This window comes from Alloalcanivorax xenomutans (assembly GCF_032810065.1).
Taxonomy (GTDB): Bacteria; Pseudomonadota; Gammaproteobacteria; order Pseudomonadales; family Alcanivoracaceae; genus Alloalcanivorax; species Alloalcanivorax xenomutans.
The window spans coordinates 1,606,920-1,628,808 of record NZ_CP136538.1 but is presented as its reverse complement, the minus strand read 5'-3'; the positions used below and the strand labels follow the sequence as shown (position 1 = coordinate 1,628,808).

The 21,889-nt window shown below is 59.9% G+C and carries 19 protein-coding genes; 6 read left to right on the top strand and 13 right to left on the bottom strand.

The window, feature by feature from the left end:
* Positions 1–50: 50 nt before the first annotated feature.
* From RYH70_RS07710 to RYH70_RS07690, 5 genes are all read right to left on the bottom strand, one after another.
* Positions 51–833: an SDR family NAD(P)-dependent oxidoreductase gene (locus RYH70_RS07710; protein ID WP_022994033.1), complete on the bottom strand. Its 783-nt coding sequence runs from the start codon at positions 831–833 to the stop codon at positions 51–53.
* 75 nt (positions 834–908) lie between these two features.
* Positions 909–1,673 carry an SDR family oxidoreductase gene (locus tag RYH70_RS07705; protein WP_022994032.1) on the bottom strand — a complete coding sequence of 255 codons (765 nt, stop codon included), beginning with the start codon at positions 1,671–1,673 and terminating at the stop codon, positions 909–911.
* 135 nt (positions 1,674–1,808) lie between these two features.
* Complete coding sequence (locus RYH70_RS07700) at positions 1,809–2,840, bottom strand: phosphotransferase family protein (protein WP_022994031.1); 1,032 nt, start codon at positions 2,838–2,840, stop codon at positions 1,809–1,811.
* 101 nt (positions 2,841–2,941) lie between these two features.
* The gene (locus RYH70_RS07695) at positions 2,942–4,150 is read right to left on the bottom strand and encodes an acyl-CoA dehydrogenase family protein (protein WP_022994030.1); all 1,209 of its coding nucleotides are present in this window, start codon (positions 4,148–4,150) and stop codon (positions 2,942–2,944) included.
* 70 nt (positions 4,151–4,220) lie between these two features.
* Positions 4,221–4,898 (bottom strand): histidine phosphatase family protein, encoded by a 678-nt coding sequence (locus tag RYH70_RS07690; RefSeq protein ID WP_022994029.1) that lies wholly within the window; start codon positions 4,896–4,898, stop codon positions 4,221–4,223.
* A gap of 205 nt (positions 4,899–5,103) precedes the next feature.
* Here RYH70_RS07690 and RYH70_RS07685 point away from each other — a divergent pair, with 205 nt between their 5' ends.
* Positions 5,104–5,874: an enoyl-CoA hydratase/isomerase family protein gene (locus RYH70_RS07685; RefSeq protein ID WP_022994028.1), complete on the top strand. Its 771-nt coding sequence runs from the start codon at positions 5,104–5,106 to the stop codon at positions 5,872–5,874.
* A gap of 104 nt (positions 5,875–5,978) precedes the next feature.
* Here RYH70_RS07685 and RYH70_RS07680 read toward each other — a convergent pair whose 3' ends face one another.
* Positions 5,979–6,608 carry a TetR/AcrR family transcriptional regulator gene (locus RYH70_RS07680; protein ID WP_014993974.1) on the bottom strand — a complete coding sequence of 210 codons (630 nt, stop codon included), beginning with the start codon at positions 6,606–6,608 and terminating at the stop codon, positions 5,979–5,981.
* A 316-nt stretch (positions 6,609–6,924) separates the two neighbouring features.
* On the opposite strand from RYH70_RS07680, the gene RYH70_RS07675 reads away from it, so the two are divergent.
* Genes RYH70_RS07675 through RYH70_RS07655 form a run of 5 tightly spaced genes read left to right on the top strand, consistent with a single transcriptional unit; the run spans position 6,925 to position 11,950 of the window.
* Positions 6,925–8,109 (top strand): acyl-CoA dehydrogenase family protein, encoded by a 1,185-nt coding sequence (locus RYH70_RS07675; RefSeq protein WP_116028032.1) that lies wholly within the window; start codon positions 6,925–6,927, stop codon positions 8,107–8,109.
* Between the two features lie 26 nt (positions 8,110–8,135).
* Positions 8,136–9,221: an acyl-CoA dehydrogenase family protein gene (locus RYH70_RS07670; protein ID WP_022994026.1), complete on the top strand. Its 1,086-nt coding sequence runs from the start codon at positions 8,136–8,138 to the stop codon at positions 9,219–9,221.
* 55 nt (positions 9,222–9,276) lie between these two features.
* Positions 9,277–9,744, top strand: coding sequence for a MaoC family dehydratase (locus RYH70_RS07665; protein ID WP_116028033.1), 468 nt, complete (start codon positions 9,277–9,279; stop codon positions 9,742–9,744).
* A gap of 46 nt (positions 9,745–9,790) precedes the next feature.
* A complete protein-coding gene (locus tag RYH70_RS07660) occupies positions 9,791–10,711 on the top strand; it encodes an SDR family oxidoreductase (protein WP_014993970.1) in 921 nt (306 codons plus the stop codon).
* Positions 10,712–10,747: 36 nt separating this feature from the next.
* Complete coding sequence (locus RYH70_RS07655) at positions 10,748–11,950, top strand: acetyl-CoA C-acyltransferase (protein ID WP_022994024.1); 1,203 nt, start codon at positions 10,748–10,750, stop codon at positions 11,948–11,950.
* 331 nt (positions 11,951–12,281) lie between these two features.
* Here the strand turns inward: RYH70_RS07655 and RYH70_RS07650 are convergent, their stop codons facing one another.
* The 7 genes from RYH70_RS07650 to RYH70_RS07620 form a co-directional block, all read right to left on the bottom strand.
* Positions 12,282–13,628: an MFS transporter gene (locus tag RYH70_RS07650; RefSeq protein ID WP_080530727.1), complete on the bottom strand. Its 1,347-nt coding sequence runs from the start codon at positions 13,626–13,628 to the stop codon at positions 12,282–12,284.
* 52 nt (positions 13,629–13,680) lie between these two features.
* Complete coding sequence (locus tag RYH70_RS07645) at positions 13,681–15,381, bottom strand: long-chain-fatty-acid--CoA ligase (protein ID WP_080530726.1); 1,701 nt, start codon at positions 15,379–15,381, stop codon at positions 13,681–13,683.
* Between the two features lie 409 nt (positions 15,382–15,790).
* A complete protein-coding gene (locus RYH70_RS07640; protein WP_022994021.1) occupies positions 15,791–16,486 on the bottom strand; it encodes an ABC transporter ATP-binding protein in 696 nt (231 codons plus the stop codon).
* On the bottom strand, positions 16,486–17,232 hold the full coding sequence (locus RYH70_RS07635) for an ABC transporter ATP-binding protein (protein WP_022994020.1): 747 nt from the start codon (positions 17,230–17,232) through the stop codon (positions 16,486–16,488). The genes RYH70_RS07640 and RYH70_RS07635 overlap by 1 nt, the downstream gene beginning before the upstream one ends.
* The gene (locus RYH70_RS07630; protein ID WP_022994019.1) at positions 17,229–18,497 is read right to left on the bottom strand and encodes a branched-chain amino acid ABC transporter permease; all 1,269 of its coding nucleotides are present in this window, start codon (positions 18,495–18,497) and stop codon (positions 17,229–17,231) included. Before RYH70_RS07630 ends, RYH70_RS07635 begins: the two co-directional genes overlap by 4 nt.
* Entirely contained in the window at positions 18,494–19,435 is a 942-nt protein-coding gene (locus tag RYH70_RS07625) for a branched-chain amino acid ABC transporter permease (protein ID WP_022994018.1), read from the bottom strand. Before RYH70_RS07625 ends, RYH70_RS07630 begins: the two co-directional genes overlap by 4 nt.
* Before the next feature lie 67 nt (positions 19,436–19,502).
* Complete coding sequence (locus RYH70_RS07620) at positions 19,503–20,726, bottom strand: branched-chain amino acid ABC transporter substrate-binding protein (protein ID WP_317010000.1); 1,224 nt, start codon at positions 20,724–20,726, stop codon at positions 19,503–19,505.
* Positions 20,727–21,889: the final 1,163 nt, after the last annotated feature.

Below are 21,889 nucleotides of genomic sequence, written 5' to 3'. Positions count from 1 at the left end.
TTGTTCTCCTATATGAAGTCCAACGTCGAACGTTCGACTTGTTTGTTGCCTTAAAACGCTGAAACTCCGCCGTCCACCGCCAACGCCTGACCGTTCATATAGGTATTGGCCGGTGACAACAACATCATCATCACGGCGACGATTTCCTCGGGGCGGCCCAACCGTTTCATTGGCGAGCCGGAGGCCATCATCGACAGTGTTTTCTCAGCGTCATCGCCGGAGGCGATGCCGTCGCTTCCTTCCAGCATCGGCGTCAGCGTATAATAGGGGCACACGGCGTTGACGCGAATATTGCGCCGGCCGTAGTCCACCGCCGCGGTGCGGGTGACACCGATCACCGCGTGTTTGGCGGCGGCATAGGGCGCCAGCTTGGGCGCGCCGCCGATACCGGCCATGGAGGCGGTGTTGACCACGGCGCCACCTCCGGCTTCGATCAACGCCGGCAGCTGGTATTTCATGCCGAAGATCACGCCTTTGACATTGACGTTGATCTGCCGGTCCAGCAGGGCTTCGTCGATGTCGTGCATGGCGACGAAATCATGGGCGATGCCGGCGTTATTCACCGCCATATCCAGGCGACCGAACTCCGTCACGGCGGTGTCCACCATGGCCTTGCAGTCCGCTTCCCGGGATACATCGCAACGCAATGCGCGCACCGGAATATCCTGCCCGGCCAATTCCTCAGCCACCTGCCGCAGGGCGGTTTCATTGATATCCCCGATCACCAGGGAGGCGCCACGACGCCCCAGTTCCTCGGCCAGCATCTTGCCAAAACCACTGGCGGCGCCGGTGATCAGTCCCACCTTGCCGGTGAAGTCCAGCATCGGATCCATGGTACTCTCCATACTTTCTGTACTTTCCCGCAGTCCTATTCTGAGGCGTCGTTCTGACGCCCCGCCCGGCCGGGATCAGATGGTGAACCCACCATCCACCACCACACATTCGCCGGTGACATAGCTGGATGCGTCGGACACCAGGTACAGCACCGTGCCCGCCATTTCGCGCGGCTCGGCGTGGCGGTGCATGGGGATCTGGGCGATGGCGCTGTTGTAGATTTCTTCCTGCTCGAACAACGCGCCGGCGAACTTGGTTTTGGTCAGACCCGGCAGCAGAGCATTGACCCGCACATTGAACTGAGCGCATTCCTGGGCAAAGGACTTGGTCATGCTGATCACCGCCGCCTTGGAGATGGAATAGATGCCCTGCATGTTGCCCGGAGACAGACCGTTGATGGAGGCGGTATTGACGATGGCGCCACCGCCATGGTCACGCATCAGTTTGGCGCCTTCCACGGACATGTAGAAATAGCCGCGCAGATTCACGTCCACGGTCTTGTCGAACGCGGTGACCGGGGTATCGAGGATATGGCCGAAGTACGGGTTGGCCGCGGCATTGTTGACCAGAATGTCCAGCTTGCCGTGCTTTTCCTTGATGAAGCTGAAGATGGCCTCGATCTGTCCCATTTCACCGATATGACAGGCGAAAGCCTCGGCACTGCCGCCGGCTCCGTTGATCGCATCCGCCACCGCCTGGCAGCCGTCGATCTTGCGGCTGGAGACGATCACGTGGGCGCCCTGCTCCGCCAGCAGCTTGGCGATTTCTTCACCGATACCACGGCTGGCGCCGGTGACCAGGGCAATTTTTCCATTCAGATCAAACAGGTTGGTGCTCATTCATGCTCTCCTTAAAAATTCTTGGAAGGACCTTTTGGAAAGGTCTCTGGAATCCCGCAGGGCGGCAAAGCCGCCCTTCCTCCGGCAGGCCTGCTGCCACGGCGGCTTCGAAATCCGCATCAGCGAAGTGCTATCTCAGGCGCCCTCGCGGACCACCTGCATGGCCATCTGTGATAGCGGCTCCACCACCTGAGCGGCCCATCCGGCGGTTTTGCTGGAAGCGTTACCGTCCAGAGCGCGCTTGGCCACGCCCTGGGCAATCGCCGCCAGTCGGAAGAAACTGAACGCCAGATAGAATTCCCAATGGTCGATGCCGTCGATACCACGCCGTTCGCAGTACGACGCCACATACTCTTTTTCCGAGGGAATACCGAGGGCCGCCCGATCCTTGCCCTGCAGGCCGGACAGGTTGCCGCTCTTCGGCGGCATGCGCAGCTGCATGCATTGATAGGCCAGATCCGCCAGCGGATGCCCCAGGGTGGACAGCTCCCAGTCGAGCACCGCGATGACACGGCTTTCCTTGGGATCCCACATCATGTTGTCCAGACGATAGTCGCCGTGTACCAGAGAGACCTGACCGTCATCGGCGGGCTGATTCGCTTCCAGCCAGGCCATCAGCTCTTCCATGGCTTCGATGCGATGGGTTTCGGAGGCCCGGTACTGTTTGCCCCAGCGGCCCAGTTGGCGTTCGAAATAGTTGCCGGGCTTGCCGTAATCGGCCAGCCCCACCGCCGCCGGATCAACGCTGTGCAAAGCGGCCAGCACGCGGTTCATTTCCGTGTACATGGCGGTACGCTGGGCGTTATCCACTTCGGGAATCGCCGCGTCCCAGAAGATCCGGCCTTCACAGAACTCCATCAGGTAGAACATGGAGCCAATCACGTCACGGTCCTCGCACAGATGGAATACCTTGGGCACGGGCACCTCGGTGTTCTTCAGCGCTTCCATCACCCGGTATTCCCGGTCCACCGCGTGGGCGGACTTGAGCAGCTTGCCCGGCGGCTGCCGGCGCAGTACATACTCGCCGGAACCGGCCTTGATGCGAAAAGTGGGATTGGATTGACCACCGGCGAATTTTTCCGCGCTGACCGGGCCTTTGAACCCGTCCACATGCTGTTGTAAGTAGTCCGCCAGACGTTCGGTATCCAGGGTATCCACCTGGGACATGCGATTCCTCCTTATGCCGATACGCAAAAGCCGGCAGCGTCGCTAAGCGACGCTACCGGCGATTGTTTCAACGTAACTCAGTGATAACCGAATGTCCGGTTTCAGCCGAGTTGTTTGGCCAGATTACGGCCCAACTGCATCATATGCACCTGATCCGGACCATCGGCCAGACGCAGAGTACGGGCGTAAGCGAAGAAACCGGCCAGCGGGGTATCCTGGCTCAGGCCCACGGCACCGTGAATCTGCATGGCACGGTCGATCACCCGCAACGCCATGTTCGGAGCGATGATCTTGATCATGGCGATCAGTTCCTTCGCTTCCTTGTTGCCATAACGGTCCATGGCGTCCGCCGCTTTCAGGGTCAGCAGACGGGCCTGTTCGATTTCGCAGGCACTCTTGGCGATATCCTCTCGCACGGAACCATGTTTGATCATCGGCTGACCAAACACCACGCGCTCATTGGCGCGCTTGCACATCAGTTCCAGCGCGCGCTGGGAAGCGCCGATCAAACGCATGCAGTGGTGAATCCGGCCCGGGCCGAGGCGGCCCTGGGCAATTTCGAAACCACGCCCTTCACCCAGGATGATGTTTTCCTTCGGTACGCGCACGTTCTCGAAGATCACTTCGGCATGGCCTTCCGGCGCGTCCACGGAACCGAGCACCTGCATCGCCCGTTTAACGGTAACACCCGGGGTTTTGGTGGGCACCAGAATCTGCGACTGCTGCTGGTGGCGGTTGGGGTTGTCCGGATCGGTCTTGCCCATCACGATCATGATTTCGCAAGACTTGCGCATGGCGCCACTGATGTAGAACTTGCGGCCGTTGATGACGTAATCGTCACCATCACGGGTGATAGAAGTTTCAATGTTGGTGGCGTCGGAAGACGCCACTTCCGGCTCGGTCATGGCGAAGGCAGACCGGATCTTGCCTTCCAGCAATGGCTTGAGCCACTGTTCTTGCTGCTGGGCGTTACCGTACTTGGCCAGCACTTCCATGTTGCCGGTGTCCGGGGCGGCACAGTTGAACGCCTCGGAAGCAATGTGATGGCGGCCCATCAGTTCGGCCAGCGGTGCGTATTCCAGGTTGGTCAGACCGGCGGTGAAGTCTCCGTGCTCACGCGGCAGAAACAGATTCCACAGTCCTTTTGCCTTGGCTTTCTCTTTCAGCTGGTCCAGCACCGGCGGCGTTTCCCAGGGATTTTTCGCCAGTTGCTCTTCATAGGTCGGTTCCGCCGGCACCACTTCGTTATCGATGAAGTCGCGCACCTGGGCGATCAGTTCCTTAACCTTGTCGGAATACTCGAAGTTCATTTCTCTCTCCCCGGGGTTGGCACCCCGTGTCACTGATTACGGCGTGTTTGTCATCACCGGCGGGGCCGGATCAGGTATAGGTGACGGCGTCCTGCCGGTCTTCGCGGTCCAGGTGCGGAACCTGATTGAACGCGGACAGACGAAACGCCTTCTGGTTGAAGAACCCTTCCGTGACGCTGGTGTTACGTATTTGCAGATTCAGTTCCACCACGGTCTCGTCAGCGGTTCGGAGCAAATGGTGCATCCACATGGCAATGGCACCGCCGGAGCTGACCACCAGCACCCGGTCGTGATCGCTGTAACGGCCCTGCAAATGGGTCATGGCGGCGGCCACGCGATCGGAGAACTGGCGCCAGGTCTCCGGCAAATTGCCGCTCAGACGCTGTTCCCGCCATTCCACCATGGCCCGCTTGAGCAGGCGGTAAAAAGCGGCGACCGGCGCACCGGGCTCCGGCATTTGATCCGGGTAGGCGCTGAGATAGGCATCCACCAGGGCATGAAACTGGAATTCATTGAGGCCAGGCTGCCGGTCGGTGGGCAGGTCCTGCCCCAACCCTTCGCAAATACCGGCGCCGGTTTCCACGTGACGCACCAGATCGCCACTGATCAGAGCATCGAAGCGCAGGCCCCGCTCGCGGAAATACTCACCCAGCCAGCGGGACTGCTGGTGTCCCAGATCAGAGAGCTTGTCGTAGTTCGCCGCGCCGAAGGACGCCTGACCATGCCGGATGAGATAGAAACGGGCCATGTAACGACTCTGCCTGTGAGCAAATGATGGTCACAGCCTAGAACAGGGGGGAAAGTTAGTGAAATTGATATTTTGAATTCCAGCGCATTAGTTTGATGCATGAAGATTTGGGGCATCCGGTTTTTTTCCTGTTGCGGAACGAAACCGAATTCCGATATTTTCCCTAGCCCTGCCCTCCACAAATGATGCCAACCGGGAGACCGAAATGAGTTCACTGGAGCTGAAAAGCGGCCACATCCGCGTTACCGAGCACGACGCCCTGATACAGGTCACCCTGGATCGCGCCGACAAGCTGAACGCGCTCACCGCCGAAATGTACCGGGATCTGGCCCGCGCCGTGGACCATTTCCGTGACCGTGATGACCTCAACGCCCTGTTGATCGACGGCGACGGCCGCTCCTTCTGTGCCGGCAACGACATCGGTGATTTTCTCAACGCCGACCCGGAATCCCGCAAGAACGGCAAGATCAGCCCGGCCATGGAGGTGGTGCATCGCCTTATCGACCTGGACAAGCCCGTGCTGGCCGCCGTCCAAGGCAACTGCACCGGTATCGGCACGACCCTGCTGCTGCATTGCGACCTGGTAATGGCCGCCGACAGCGCCCGTTTCTATACCGCCTTCATTAATCTGGGCCTGGTGCCGGAGGCCGGTTCCAGCCTGATTCTCCCAGGCCTGTTGGGTCGCCAGAACGCCAATCGTCTCCTCATCGCCGGCGACACCCTGACCGCCGAGGAAGCCGAACGCATGGGCCTGATCGCTTACCGGGTGAGTGATGAGGAACTGCGCGAGCGCGCGCTGGAACTGGGCAAGAAGGTAGCGGCCAAACCGCCGCAAGCAATGCAGTACACCAAGCAACTGACCCGCCACGGCGCCGACGCCATCCGTGAACAGATCAAACGGGAAACCGTGCTGTTCGCCGACCGTCTGTTCAGCGACGAAACCCGCGCCATTTTTGACCGGTTCCTGAATAAGTAAGGCAGGCACGACGGCACCTTCCCATTCGCGGCCAAGGCCGCTTCTTCCCACAGGGACACTAAGGAGTCACCGTGGGAAGCGGCCTTGGCCGCGGAGTCAGCAGGCTATCCCTTACCCGGCACCACGACGCCGGCCAGGGCCACCCGCACCACTTCCTCGACAACCTCGTCCCTCGCCCCCGGCCCGCTTTCCCGGCGCGGCTGGTACCAATTGATCACCGAGTTGAGCGCTCCGAACAGGGGCTTGATGGCAATGCGTGGCTGCTCCGCCCGTAATTTGCCTTCACCGATGCCCTGCTCCAACACCTCCAGGAACATTTGTTCATAACGGCGGCGGCGATTCTGCAGACGGGTCAGCTGGGCTCGCTGGGCTCGGGTGGTGCTGATGCGCAAATGCATTTGCACGCCTTCGGCCACCGCGCGCTGATAATGCTGGGTCTGAATCAGGGAATGAACGTGGGCCGCACTCATGGCCCGCAGTTTGCTCACGGCGTCATCCGTGCCCTCGGACAAGGGCTCCACGGCCTTGAACAACGCGTCCATGCCGATCTGATGGATCTCGAAGAACAGATCCGCTTTAGAGGAGAAGTAGTGATACACCATGCCTTTGGTGGCGCCCAGGCGACTGGCGATGTCGTCGATGCTGGTGGCGTTGAAGCCACGATCCATAAAGCAGCGCGCAGCGGCATCCAGGATGGTATCGCGGGGGCTCGCGGTGAGGTCGATGTCCGTCATGGTTCTGGTTATTCCCTATTGGGGCTTTGGAAAGGCCTCATTCTGCCACAGCCGGTGAGGACCGACATATTATTGGCGAAAACGGACATTATGACCTATTCGTTCCAATCTTTGCATTGGCCTAAGGTCTACGCTCACTTGGCGTTGAAGCCTTTAAATACGCCCTCCCGCCTCCATCGGGCGGCATGTCGCTTTTCACCAATGACACAACTGCCTTTGCCAATGGCGTTTTTCACACTGGACGCTCCACACCCCGCCTCACATACTTCCGGCCGTGTCCATAAATGAAAAACTATTTCAAAAGAGGAGGTGGACGGTGTCGGACCTTGAACAGTTCCGCGCGGAAACCCGGGAGTGGTTGCAAGCCAACTGTCCCGAAGAAATGCGCCAACCCGTACGCGGCCCCGAGGACCACTGCTGGGGCGGTCGCAAATGGCAATTCCAATCCGACGCCCAGCGTGTCTGGATGGAGCGGATGGCCGAGAAAGGCTGGACCGCGCCACAATGGCCGCAGGAATATGGCGGCGGTGGTCTGACGCCGGAACAGGCGGCGATCCTCGATGAAGAAATGAAGCGCATCAATGCGCGTACGCCGGTGAGCAACTTTGGTTTCTGGATGCTCGGCCCGGCGCTGCTGAAGTTCGGCAGCGACGAACTCAAGCGCAAACATCTGCCGCCGATCTGCCGCGGCGAAATCCGCTGGTGCCAGGGCTATTCCGAGCCGAATGCCGGTTCCGACCTGGCCAGCCTGCAAACCCGCGCCGAAGACAAAGGCGACCATTTCCTGGTCAATGGCCAGAAGATCTGGACCTCCTACGCGGATAAGGCGGACTGGATTTTCTGCCTGGTGCGCACCGACCCCAACGCCACCAAGCACAACGGCATTTCCTTTGTGCTGTTCGACATGGAAACCCCGGGCGTGACCACTCGTCCGATCGAGCTGATCTCCGGCGAGTCCCCGTTCTGCGAAACCTTCTTTGATGATGTCAAAGTAGAAAAAGATGCCGTGGTCGGTGAGCTGAACCGTGGCTGGGACGTGGCCAAGTATCTGCTGACCCATGAGCGCAACAACATCGGCGGCGAGCCGCCGGGCTACCTGAAAGGCCGTGCCCTGGGGCCGCTGGCCGCCGAGCATGTGGGCACCGAGAACGGCAAACTGGCGGATAGCGCCCTGCGCGCCGACATCGCCCGGCTGGAAACCGACCACATGGCATTCCGCGCCCTGGTCGCCAAGGTACGCGCCGAAGCGGAAGCCGGCGAAGGCGTGGGTGCCTTGTCCGCGGTACTTAAATACTACGGCACCGAGCTCAACAAACGCCGCTATGAGCTGATGATGGACGCCATGGGCACCGAAGGCCTGGAATGGGAAAGCGAGCGCACCCAGGGCGGCATGTTCGCCAGTGAGTGGCTGCGTTCCAAGGGCAACTCCATCGAAGGCGGTACCTCCGAAGTGATGCTGGGCATCGTTTCCAAACGGGTACTGGGTCTGCCGGACGCTTAAGGAGCCCTTTTCTGGGAGTAAAGAATATGAGACTGAACGACGAACAACAGATGCTCCAGGACTCCGTGGCCCGGCTGATGGCCGACAAGGGCCCGGTGTCCCGCCTGCGCGAACTGCGTGACAGCCGCGACGAGAAAGGCTATGACCAGCCACTGTGGCAGGCCATGGTGGAAGCGGGTCTGACCGGCATTCTGGTACCCGAGGAACACGGCGGCATCGCCTTTGGCCTGGTCGGCGCCGGCCTGGTGGCCCAGGAAATCGGCCGTAATCTCTCGGTGACCCCGTTCCTGTCCACCGCGGTATTGGGCGCCACCGCTCTGAGCACCGGCGCCACCGCCGAGCAGCAAAGCCAATGGCTGCCGGCCATCGCCGAAGGCACCGCGCTGGTGGCCCTGGCCGTGGACGAAGGCGCCAAGCATCGCCCCGACAACCTGAGCACCCGCTATGAAGGTGGCAAGATCAGCGGCGACAAACTGCTGGTTCTGGACGGCCACGTGGCCGACCTGCTGCTGGTCGCCGCCACCGACGGCAGCGGCAGCGCCCTCTATCTGGTGGATCCGAAGGCATCCGGCGTCACCATCGAGCGGACCATCATGGTCGACAGCCGTAACGCCGCCCGCATCCGCTTCGATAATGTTGACGCCGAACCCATGGCCGATGGCGCCGCCGCTCTGCAGACCGCTCTGCGCGCCGGCCGCGCGGTGCTGGCCGCGGAACTGGCGGGTCTGTCCCGGGAGGTGTTCGAACGCACTCTGGGCTACCTGAAAGAGCGCAAGCAATTCGGCCGCCTGATCGGTACTTTCCAGGCATTGCAGCATCGTGCCGCGCAGTTGATGATCGATGTCACCATGACCGAAGCGCTGGCGCTTCAGGCCCTGGATGCCTGCGACAACAACGCCGACGATGCCGATGCCCAGGTGTTCGCCGCCAAGGGCAAAGCCGCCCGCACCGCCCTGCTGGCCGGTCAGGAAGGCGTGCAGATGCATGGCGGTATCGGCATGACCGACGAATTCGATATCGGCTTCTTCCTCAAGCGTGCCCGCGCCGGTGGCGAAACCCTCGGTGACGCCAACTTCTGCGCCGACCGCTTCGCCACACTCGGCGGTTATTGAACCCGCACGGGAGCGGGCACGCCCGCTCCTCCAGTGACGATCAGGAGACAATAATATGTTCAACAACAAACTCAGCGTCGAACAACTGCGGGCCAAGGTAGGCGAGGATCTGGGCTCTTCCCGCTGGTTCCCGGTATCCCAGGAACGCATCGATCAATTCGCCGACCTCACCGAGGATCCGCAGTGGATCCACATCGACCCGGAGCGGGCCGCCAAGGAAACACCTTTCGGCGGCACCATCGCCCACGGCTTCCTGAGCCTGTCCCTGCTTTCCGCCATGGCCATGGACGTGGTGCCCGGTGTACAAGGCACGGTGATGGGCATCAACTACGGGTTCGACAAGATTCGTTTTCTCAACCCGGTACGCTCCGGCTCTCAGGTGCGCGGCCACTTCAAGCTGGCCCAGGTGGAACCCCGGGGCGACAACCAGCTGTTGATCCGCTATGCCATTTCCGTGGAGATCGAAGGCGTGGACAAGCCCGCCATCGCCTGCGAATGGCTGAGCCTGGTGGTATTGGGTTAAACACCGCGGTTGACCCGGTGCGCGAGGAAAAATCAGGAGAACATCAATGAGCATTAATTTCGAAGGCCGGGTGGCAATCGTCACCGGTGCCGCCAACGGCCTGGGCCGATCCCACGCTCTGGAACTGGCCCGGCTGGGCGCCAAGGTGGTGGTCAATGATTTCGGCGGCGCCCGCGACGGCACTGGTGGCTCCAGCGAGGCCGCGGAAAAAGTCGTGGCGGAAATCATCGAAGCCGGCGGTGAAGCCATTGCCAACGGTGCCGACGTATCCAATCAGGAACAGGTGCAGGCCATGGTGCAGCAGACCCTGGATCAATGGGGCCGCATCGACATCCTGGTCAACAACGCCGGTATCCTGCGCGACAAAAGCTTCGCCAAAATGGAGATGAGCGACTGGGACAAGGTGATCGCCGTGCACCTTACCGGCTCCGCCATCTGCACCCGCGCCGTCTGGCCGGTGATGCGTGAACAAGGCTACGGCCGCGTGATCATGACCACGTCCACCTCCGGTCTGTATGGCAACTTCGGCCAGACCAACTACGGCGCCGCCAAGATGGGCGTGGCCGGAATGATGAACACCCTCTGTCTGGAAGGCGAGAAGTACGACATCAAGATCAACTGCGTGGCTCCCACCGCCGCCACCCGCATGACCGAGGATCTGATGCCCAAGGAAGTGCTGGCTCTGCTGGAACCCAGCGAGATCACTCCCGCGGTACTGTTCCTGGCCAGCGATCAGGCCCCCAACCGTCGCATCCTGCTGGCCGGCGCCGGCTGCTACGCCACCGTGCGTCTGATGGAGAGTGAAGGTATCTATCTGCAGGAAGGCGAGCGCACGCCGGACGCCATCGCCGCCCATTTCGAGGAACTCGCAGACATGAGCAACGCCCGTGAAATGCACAACGGCGGCGAACATGTCTCCAAGATCCTGACCAAAGCCGCCCAGGCCAAAGGCATTAAACTGGGCTAACCTGACCCCCCTTTTATTTGAGCAACGAGGCCCATCATGAGAGAAGCTGTCATTGTTTCCACCGCCCGCACCCCCATCGGCAAAGCCTACCGGGGTGCCTTCAACGATACCCAGGGCCAGGCGCTGGGTGCCCATGCCATCAAGCACGCCGTGGAGCGTGCCAAGATCGATCCGGAAACCATCCAGGACGTGATCATGGGCGCTGCCCTGCAGCAGGGCAGCACCGGCGGTAACGTGGCTCGCCAGGCCGCTCTGCGCGCTGGTCTGCCGACTTCCGTTTCCGCCATGACCATGGACCGTCAGTGTTCCTCCGGCCTGATGTCCATCGCCACCGCGGCCAAGCAAATCATGGTCGACAACATGGACGTGGCCGTGGCGGGTGGTCTGGAGTCCATCTCCCTGGTACAGAACGACAAGCAGAACCGCTACCGCGCCGCGGATCCGTGGCTGAAGGAGCACCGCCCGGACATCTACATGTCCATGCTGGAAACCGCTGAAATCGTCGCCGATCGCTACAACGTTTCCCGGGAAGCTCAGGACGAGTACGCCTATCAGTCCCAGATGCGTACCGCCGCCGCTCAGGAAGCCGGTAAATTCGACGACGAAATCGTGCCCATGACCACCATCATGAAGGTCATGAACAAGGAAACCAAAGAAGTTTCCGACCAGGAAGTGACTTTGTCCAAGGACGAAGGCAACCGTCCGCAAACCAAACTCGAAGACCTGCAGAAACTGCAGCCGGTGTTCAAGGATGGCCAGCAGGTGAGCGAAGGCCGTTTCATCACCGCCGGTAACGCCTCCCAGCTGTCCGACGGCGCCAGCGCCAGCGTGCTGATGGAAGCCAAGGAAGCCGAGCGCCTGGGCCTGCAGCCGCTGGGTGCCTACCGCGGCATGGCCGTGGCCGGCTGTGATCCGAACGAAATGGGCATTGGTCCGGTGTTCGCCGTTCCCAAACTGCTGCAGCGCTTCGGTCTGAAAATCGATGACATCGGCCTGTGGGAACTGAACGAAGCCTTCGCCAGCCAGTGTCTGTATTGCCGTGACGAGCTGGGCATCGACCCGGAAAAATACAACGTCAACGGCGGCGCCATTTCCATCGGCCACCCCTACGGCATGTCCGGTGCCCGCATGGTCGGCCACGCGCTGATCGAAGGTAAGCGTCGCGGCGTGAAATACGTGGTGGTGAGCATGTGCATCGGCGGCGGCATGGGTGGCGCCGGTCTGTTCGAAGTATTCTGATCACGCCCCCGCGATACTCTTCCGGCGGTCTTCCCCGGCCGCCGGATTCCCGGTTTTACCGCACCAGCCTGGACGGCCTCCCAACCGGCCGTCCGCGTTGGCCGTGCCCTACCCTCTCCTGGGTACCCTTCCCCGGGCACGACCACATCATGAGGGCCGCTGGTGCGGTTTTTTTATGGCCGCCAATACATTCTCCAGAGAGCTACGAAGCCGCTGTGGGAGCCTGCCTGCAAGCGAAGAAAACCCTTCGCTTGCAGGCAGGCTCCCACAGCGGTGTTGTCGTCAGGGCCGGGCCCGTAAACGGTGTTTTCGGCGAGTCAGCAAGAGGGCATCACGTGGTCGCAAGTGCCGGCCGTGCCACAATCCTGGTCTTGACCACCGCCATGAGAATGAGCCCCGCCAACAGCCAGAACCCCGCCACCAGGTAGAGCGAGGCGTTGGGCGTACCCGTGGCGGTGTTGACGAAAGCCACCACCGAGGGCATGACGGCAGGCCCCAGATTGCCCAGGCTGCTGACCAGCGCGATACCGCCGGCCGCGATCTTCTTGGGAATGACCTCACTGGTGGCGGCGAAGAACAGCGGCGTGGCTGAAGATTGGCCAACCGTGAGAATAACCAGACCGAGGAGGGACAACACCAGCGTGCCTTGAGTAAAGACGAGAACCACCGCGCCAATGGCGCACAGGGAACAGCAGAACATGAAATGCCGGCGCCGTTCGTTATGTCTGTCGGAACTGCGCCCGATCAACACCATGGCGAAGATGGTGACCGCGGGGGCGATGGACGAGAGCAGCCCGACGGTGAAGACATCCTCCACGCCCCAACTCTTGATCAGTGTCGGCGCCCAGAACACCATTACATAAGTGGCGCCCAGAACCAGAAAGTACACAAGCGACATTACCCAGACTTTGGGGCTGGCAAGCAGTGCGCCGAATGAACCGTGCGAGGTTCCCCGGCCGGCCAATGCCTCGTCATCGTCAAGCAGTTGGCGCAGACGGGACTTTTCATCAGCGGACAACCAGTTGGCGTCTTCCGGTTTGTCCTTGAGATAAAAGAAGGCAAAGAGCCCCAGGAAGGTAGCGGGCAGGCCCTGGACAACGAACAGCCATTGCCAGCCACGGTAGCCCATCAGACCGTCCATGTACTTCATGATGGCGCCCGACATTGGACCGGCAAGGAGATAGGCGATGGTGGCGCCGGTCATGAAAAGAGCGATCGCCTTGCCGCGCCGGGGCCCCGGATACCAGTAGGTAAGATACAGAATGATGCCAGGGAAGAAGCCGGCTTCGAACGCACCAAGTAGAAAACGCAGGATATAGAATACCGTCGTCGACTGAACAAACATCATGGCGGAAGCGACCAGTCCCCAGCAGAACATGATGCGTAACAGGGTCTTGCGCGCACCGATTCTCTCCAGGATCAGATTGCTGGGCACCTCGAACAGCAAATAGCCGATAAAGAACACCCCCGCACCGAAAGCGTAGGCGGCGTCACTGAATGGCAGCGTCTCCCGCATTTGCAGTTGCGCGAAGCCGATATTGACGCGGTCGAGAAAAGCGATGATGTAGCAAACGATCAGCAGTGGCAGCAGCCGCCAGCTGATCTTGGAAAACAACGCCTCGTCCTGTGGACTGTACTGGACGGCCGCCGCTTTCCGCTCTGGAGCATAGTGAGCCATGACAGGTCTCCCTTGTTTTTCGTTTTATCGTTGTTGAAATGCTCGACAGGCCTCACACGGCGACACGACGCCGGGCTTCTTCATCGACCAGATCTTTCTTCGACAGCTTGCCCACGGCGGTCTTGGGTAGTGCTTCACGAATCTCCAGATCCCGCACCATCTCGTGCTTACCCAGCTTGTCCTTGAGGAACGTCTGCAGCTGTTCCAGCGTGAAAGGACTGGCGCCATGCTTGAGCGTGATGAAGGCCTTGGGGGACTGGCCCCGGTACTGGTCCGGTACGCCGATGACAGCTACCTCGGATACGGCGGGGTGTTGATAGATGGCTTCCTCGAGCACACGCGGATAGACGTTGTAGCCGCTGCACAACAGCATGTCCTTGCAGCGATCAACGATGAAAACGAAGCCGTCCTCGTCCATGTAGCCGATGTCGCCGGTGCGGAAGAAGCCATCGAAAGTAGTGCTCTCGGCGGTGGCCTCGGGCTTGTTCCAGTAGCCCTTCATCACATTGGGACCCTGGATGCAGATCTCGCCTTTCTCGCCCAGGGGCACGTAGTGTGTCGGATCGTCCAGATCCAGCATTTTTATCGTTACGCCAGGATGTGGAATGCCGCAGGAGCCGGCCTTGCGCTTGCCTGGAATGGGAGAGAAGGTGCCGGTCGGCGAGGTCTCGGTCATGCCCCATCCTTCCGCCAGCCAGGTACCGGTGATGGCATTGAAGCGATTGCCCACCTCCACCGGCAGCGGCGCTCCACCCGAATTGCACATCTTGAGCGTACGCAGGTCATACCGGGCGGCATCGGGATCGTTGATGACGGCGGTGAACATGGTCGGCACGCCGCAAAAGAAAGTGAGCTTCTTGTCGGTGATGTCACGCAGAGCGGCTTTCGCGTCAAAGCGCACATGCTGCACGATCTCGGCGGCGAGACGCACGGCCAGCAACAGATTGACGGTAAGCGCGTAGATATGAAAAGGCGGCAGCACCGCGAGCACGCGTTCCTTGCCCATCTCGAACATCGGCGGCGTGCCCAGTCCGGTGGTCACCACCTGCTCAACGGCCGAGGACAGATTGCCGTGTGTAAGCATCGCCCCCTTGGGCAGCCCCGTCGTACCCCCGGTATACTGCAAAATAGCCAGAGCCTCGTGGGGATCGTCGATGCCATGGGCCCGGTACCGCCCGTCATTGTCGATCAGTTCGGCAAAACGCATATGCCACTCATCGGAGGGAATGGCCACGGTCTCCCCTTTGGCGGCCATTGCCGCGACCACCTGCTCCGGGGCGCCCGACATTTCAGCCAGATTGCCGACGATGAGTTTTTTCAACCGTGTCGTGCCCACCATCGCCGCCATTTGCGGGTACAGGGCAGCCATGTCCAGCGTCAACAGGAAATCGGTCTGGCTGTCCTCGATCTTGTGCTTGAGCACATTGGCGGCGTCGAGCGGCGAGTAATTCACCACCGTGCCACCGGCTTGCAGTACACCAAAAAGGCAGACCAGGTAATGCGGAGTGTTGGGCAGGAACAGGCCCACATGAACGCCCGGCCCCACACCGAGCTGCTGCAGCCCGGCGGCCACGCGATCGGTCAGCGCGCCGAGCTCCCGGTAGTTCATGTTTCGCCCCATGAAGTCGACCGCGGGCTGCTCCGGATGATTGGCCACCGAATCGGTCAGGATCCGCTGGACGGCTCTGGGGGTGATTTGGGCGTCCCAACGCACGCCTGGGGGGTAGGACTTCAGCCAGGGTTGATTATTCATTGTATGTCTCCCGAAAAAAAGCCGGCACGCGCTCCATGGGCTGCGTGTCTTTGGCCAAGAAAAATCCGGTGAATACCGAAGAGGTTCGAGGCGAACCTTCATCGGCAGGGTGGACTTGTAGACATGCGGTAAGAGCATCCGCATCGTCTTTTCCCGGCGCTCAACCATCTTTTCGCGCCCCCGGAGGCCTGAAAAGGTGCGAATAGCCGGTCTGCCGGTGAGTTCAGGTCAGGCGAGCGACAAGCGGAGGTTTTTCGTGGAGAGCCGTAAGGCGGTTCAGCCTGTTCGTTGAGAACAACCACTTTTTCTCTGAACCGTGACAAAAAAAACCCGTCCAGAAGACGGGTCAGCTCATTGCTCAATGGAATGCGTAAAGGGTAGCGGCGGCGGCCAGGGCCGCCACCGGAATTCACACTTCGAGCCACTCCTTGCGGATCGCATCGTCGGCGCGCAGTTCTTCCGGCGTGCCTTCGAAGACAATCTGGCCATGGCCCATTACCAGCACCCGGTGCGAAATGTCCATGGCGATGGAGAGTTTCTGTTCCACCAGCAGAATGGACACACCGGCGTTGGCGATATCACTGATCAGTTCGCCAATCTGTTTGACGATCAGCGGCGCCAGCCCTTCGGTGGGTTCATCGATCATCATCAGTTCCGGGTCGCCCATCAGGGTCCGGCACATGGTCAGCATCTGCTTCTCCCCGCCGGAGAGTACACCGGCCGGAGAATCCGCGCGGCGGGCCAGATTGGGGAACATGTCCAGCATTTGCTGGACTTTCCATTTACCCGGCTTTCTCGGATTCTTGATGCCCAGTTCCAGGTTCTGGCGCACGGTCAGGGTGGGAAAAATATCCCGGTCTTCCGGCACATACCCCAACCCGCGCCGGGCGATGGCATGGCTGGGTAGTCCGGCGATTTCCTTGCCACGGAAACGAATCGATCCCTGCGGCGGCACTTCGCCCATGATCGACTTCACCGTGGTGGAGCGCCCCACCCCGTTACGTCCCAGCAGCGAAACCACTTCGCCTTCTTCAAGGTGGAAGTTCACCCCATTGAGAATGTGACTTTTGCCGTAGTAGGCGTGTAAATCCTTCACTTCCAGCATCACGCCGCCTCCTCGCCGAGATAAGCTTCCCGCACCTTCGGATTATTGCGAATATCCTCCGGCTTGCCGGTGGCGATGATCTTGCCGTACACCAGTACCGAAATACGGTCGGCCAGCTCGAACACCACTCCCATATCATGCTCCACGATCATCAGGGTCCGGCCTTCGGCCACCTGACGAATCAGCTTGATGGCCTGGGCGGTCTCGGTGTTGCTCATGCCCGCGGTGGGCTCATCCAGCAGCACCACCGGCGCGTCGCAAGCGATGGTCATGCCGATCTCCAGGGCACGCTGGCTGGCATACGGCAAGGAGCCAGCCGGTACATCACGTAGTGCCTGCAAACCGATCATTTCCAATACTTCCTCGGCACGCCGGTTGGCTTCACGCACCCGCGCCGCCGAACGCCAGAACACGTAGCCAGCTCGACTTTGCTTGAAGCAGGCGCAGCGCAGGTTCTCGAACACACTGAGATTGCCGAACACATTGCTGACCTGGAAGGAACGGGACAGCCCCCGTTGCTGGATCTTCTCCGGCGACAGGCCGTCAATGCGTTCACCGTACAGCTGGATTTCCCCGCTGGTCGGAGGAAAAGCGCCGGAAAGCAGATTGAAGAACGTGGATTTGCCGGCCCCGTTGGGGCCGATCACAGCGTGCACCTCGTTCTTTTCCACTACCAGGTCCACGCCACAGATGACTTCCGCGGGGCCGAACTGCTTCTTCAGCCCCTTGATGTTCAAGGCGCTCATGCGTTCACCTCCCGATTTTTCCTGGTCGCCCGCATTACCAGCACACCGACCACCAGGGCCGCCACACCGGCCAGCCAGCCAGTGGCACCACCGGCCTGGAACTGGATGCCGAAGACGTTCACGGTATCGCCGCCACCATGGCCGGCGAACAGCATTTCGATGACGATAATCAGGCCCAGGGCGATCAACAACACCGCCACGGCGCCTCCAAACCAACCAGGCAAACGCCGTGCCAGACTGCCTTCGCGATAAGCGGCACGGATATGCTCAAGACCTCCCGCCAAACCGCGCGGAGCGAACATCACGATGGACAGGAAGATCAGCCCCACATACAAAATGGAGGCGTCCGAATAGTCGCTCAACAGCGAGTTCATCAGCGTCACCAGCACCGCGCCGACGATCGGGCCATAAAACACACCCAGACCACCCACCGCGGCCATCAGCAACGCCAGACCCGAGGGAATCAAGCCCAGCGATTCCGGCGTGATGATCTCGTAGTTCACCGCCGCCATGCCGCCGGCCAGACCACCAAAGGAACCGGATGCGATGAAGACCAGAAAGCGGATATTACGCGGCTGGTAACCGATGAATTGCAAACGGTCGGCGTTGTCCCGCACGGCGTTGGACATACGCCCCAGAGGCGTGCGAGTGAACGCCCACATGGCCAATACGCCGGCGAAGGTCCAGAACGCGATGAACCAATACACGTCCGCCGCCTGCGCCAGCTCCAAGCCAAACCATTGCGGCCCGACCATGCGGTTGCCATAGATGCCCGCTTCGCCACCGAACACGGAAGGGAACATCTGGCCAGCGGCGGCGATCATCTCGCCGAGCCCGAGCGTGATCATGGCGAAGGCGGTACCGGCGCGACGGCAGAACGGCCAACCCAACACCAGCGCCACCAGGCCGCCACCGATCATGCCGATCAGCGGCATGGCAACCACCGGCACATGGGCCCAGAAGCCCTCGCCGGCATAGGAGGCGTCGTCGATGGCGATCATCGCGTGCATGGCGGCGTAGCTGCCCAGGCCGAAGAACACCGCATGGCCAAAGGACAGCATGCCGCCCTGGCCCAACAGCATGTTGTACGACAGAGCGAAAACGATATTGATGCCAATGGCGTTCATCAGCGTGAAGCTGAAGCCATCGGTAAAGATGAAAGGCAGGATCAACAGCACCGCGGCGAATACCAGCCACGGCACCAGCCCGCGCAGAGCAAAACGTTGATTGGAGCGGATCATGGTAGCAGTCATGTCGTCACTCATGGTTCAAGCTCCCCCATCAGACCACGGGGCCGGAAGATCAGCATCAGCACCAGCAGAATGAAAGGTGTCATCGGAGCCAGGTTAGCCAGGGTGATGCGCGCCACTTCGCCATACGGGTCGATCTGCAATCCGAAAATACCGAGGATGTCGGCCACGGAAGCGTCGATGGCCACGAAGAAGGTCTGCAACAGACCGATCAGCAGAGAGGCATAGAAAGCACCGGGCAACGAGCCCATGCCGCCGACCACCACCACCACGAATACAATCGGTCCCAGCGTGGCCGCCATGCCTGGCTCCGTGGCCAGCAGAGGACCACCGATAACACCGGCAAGTCCGGCCAGCGCACAGCCGAAGCCAAACACCAACATGAACAGCCGCGGTACGTTATGGCCCAGATGTCCGACCATGGCGCCATGGGTAAGAGCGGCACGGATCATCATGCCGACCCGGGTTTTCTTCAGCAGATACCAGAGCGCAATGAACATCAGAATGGAAATCAGGATAACCACGCCACGGAAAATGGAGTAGTCGGTACCGAACAGGGTGAACAGGGGCTCGCGCAAATAGTCCGGCTCCCGGTATGGCACCGCCACCGTGCCCCAGGTGAGTTGCACCAGTTCGTCGATGACATAGGCCAGACCAAAGGTAAACAACAACTCCGCCACGTGACCGTTGGCGTGCACCCGGCGCAGACCGAAGCGCTCCACCAGGCTGCCTACCACGCCCACCAGAATGGGAGCCAGGATCAGAGCCGGCCAGAACCCGGTGTGCATGCCCAGGGTGTAGGCAAAATAGGCGCCCAGCATATAGAAGCTGGCATGGGCGAAGTTAAGCACCCCCATCATGGAGAAGATCAGGGTGAGGCCACTGGACAGCATGAACAGCAAAAGACCGTACAAAATACCGTTCAGCAGGGAAAAGAGGATAATTTCGAGCATGAGCAGGCTCCCGGGGCAGCGGAATCTCCGCTGCCCTTACTGCATCAACAAGGAGTCATGGCCGCCTTTAGTTGGGACGGCGCATGCGGCAAGTGGTGGGCAGGGTCACGTCGTCACGAGCAATCTCCGCGACCTTGTGGAAGTTGTAGTCCGTGCCTTCCGCGCCGTACTTCATGCCGTCTTTCATTACGGAAATGAACATCGGCAACTGGATCTGGTGATCCTCGGCCCGCATGGTCACTTCACCGGTGGGAGTTTCGATGCTCAGACCTTCCAGTGCCTTGGCCAGGTCCTTCGGATCAGTGGAGCCGGCTTTGTCAGCGGCGGCCTTGAGCATGTCGAGCATGGTGCTCAGACGCAGATAGTAGAAATCCCAACCGGTTTTTTCATACATCTCCACTTGCTTCTTGGCCATCTCCGGATCTTCGAAATCACCGTAGTACTCGTTGATCTGATAGATGCGGTCCACGCCCTTGTCACCCAGCTGGGTCACCACGCCGGAGCTGGCACCGTAATAGGTGTAGAACGGCGCTTTCAGACCGAATTCGGCGGCCGCTTTCACCAGCAAGGTGATGTCCTGCCCCCAGTTGCCAGAAATCACCGCGTCGGCGCCGGAAGCCTGGATCTTGGACACATACGGAGTGAAGTCCTTGACCTTGGCCAGCGGGTGGAAGTCATTGCCAACGATTTCGATATCCGGACGCTTCTGCTTCAGCATTTCCTGGGCGGACTTGGAAACCGCGTGGCCGAAGCTGTAGTCCTGGTTGATCAGATAGACTTTGTGGATATCTTTATTGCTGGCGATGTAGTTGGTCAACGCGTTCATCTTCATGTCCGCGTTGGCATCGAAACGGAAATGCCAGTAAGAGCAGCGCTCATTGGTGAACGCCGGATCCACCGCCGCGTAGTTCAGATACAACACTTCCTTGCCCGGGTTACGGCGGTTGTGTTTCTCCACGGAAGTAATCAGCGCGGATGCGACGGAGGAACCGTTACCCTGGGTCACCAGTTGGATGCCATCGTTGATGGCCTTCTGCAACTGTACCAGGCTTTCCTGCGGGTTGACCTTGTTGTCCAGGCCGACGATTTCCAGTTTGGCGCCATTCAGGCCGCCATTGGCGTTGATACGTTCAGCTTCTAGTTTGAGGTGCTCGAACGCCGGCTGGCCGGCGGCGGCCATGGGACCGGTGAGCGGGTCGATCAAAGCGAGTTTCACTGTCTCCGCGGCGCTGGCGGCGGTACCAGCCAGCAGCAAGGAGGCGGTGACGAGGGTACGAACGGACTTCAACATTTAGGCTCTCCACTTTGTTGTTGTTTTGCCGTTTTATTTCATCGCCGCGGGCACGCGACGATCCACTTTCGTGGAACATCCTTCCGTTTCACAGGCCAGGGATATTCCTTTGATGATGCCAAAGAGGCATTCAATGTTATTTCCACGTTACCACCAGGAGCGGCGGACGCGGCCATGCCGTTAAGTATGTTCCTAAGTTTTTTTACCTGTCCAGCCCCATCTTGCGTCCAATTTAAGAACACTAAGTTGCTGTTTTTCCTTCATCTTTCTTCTATTTCCGCCACTAGTTGTAAAGTAATGTGCCAGCCTCCGTCCACCACCAAAACCGATAGAAATACGGTGAAAACCGTCATCCTTGAGTCCTTACCGACCTATTTCCACACATGACTGTCCGGTCATAAAAAGCGGCGACAAAAGACCAACGGTTTTTCTGCACGAAGCCCTTCACGTTTCGGCGCATTTACCGTCTTTACACGGCATTCCGGTCTCGATTTTGGCCATGTGTTACCATTCTTCCCATAGACAGTAACAGCACCTGCCGCACTCAACTCCTGTTTTGTTTTTTGTAGCACTGTCGTACCACGCCACTCTGCTTTCCGTTTACCTGTCCTCCCTCTCCATTTCCCCTGGCTCGTTACTAAAAGTAACATCGACAGAAAAAAGGTATACACGACAGCCGCACCCTTCTCTTTTTGTCTGTTTTTTAATCAAAAACGCCCCAAATAGATCGCTTTTCGATCAAAACAACTTACTTGCCCTTGTTGACCCTTCCGCCAGTGAGAGGTTGAATGCGCCCTCCCGGCGATTTTCAAAACACTGATTCACAAAATCGTCGGGAACGATTTTGGACATCGCTTTAGCGATAGTCCGGAGGATGGCCGCCATGGACGGTGGCCACACAAAATCGTCGGGAACGATTTTGGACGTCGCCTGCGACGGCCCGAAGGGTGACCGCCATGGACGGTGGTCACACAAAATCGTCGGGAACGATTTTGGACATCGCTTTAGCGATGGTCCGGAGGATGGCCACCAGGGACGGTGGTCACACAAAAGATCATTCCGCTACGGACCAGCGGCCAAACCAAAAGAACAACACCTGCCTGCTCCATTTTCGGCGCCATGGGGTACTGCCGGCCTTGCCGGACCACTCCCGCCGATATGGC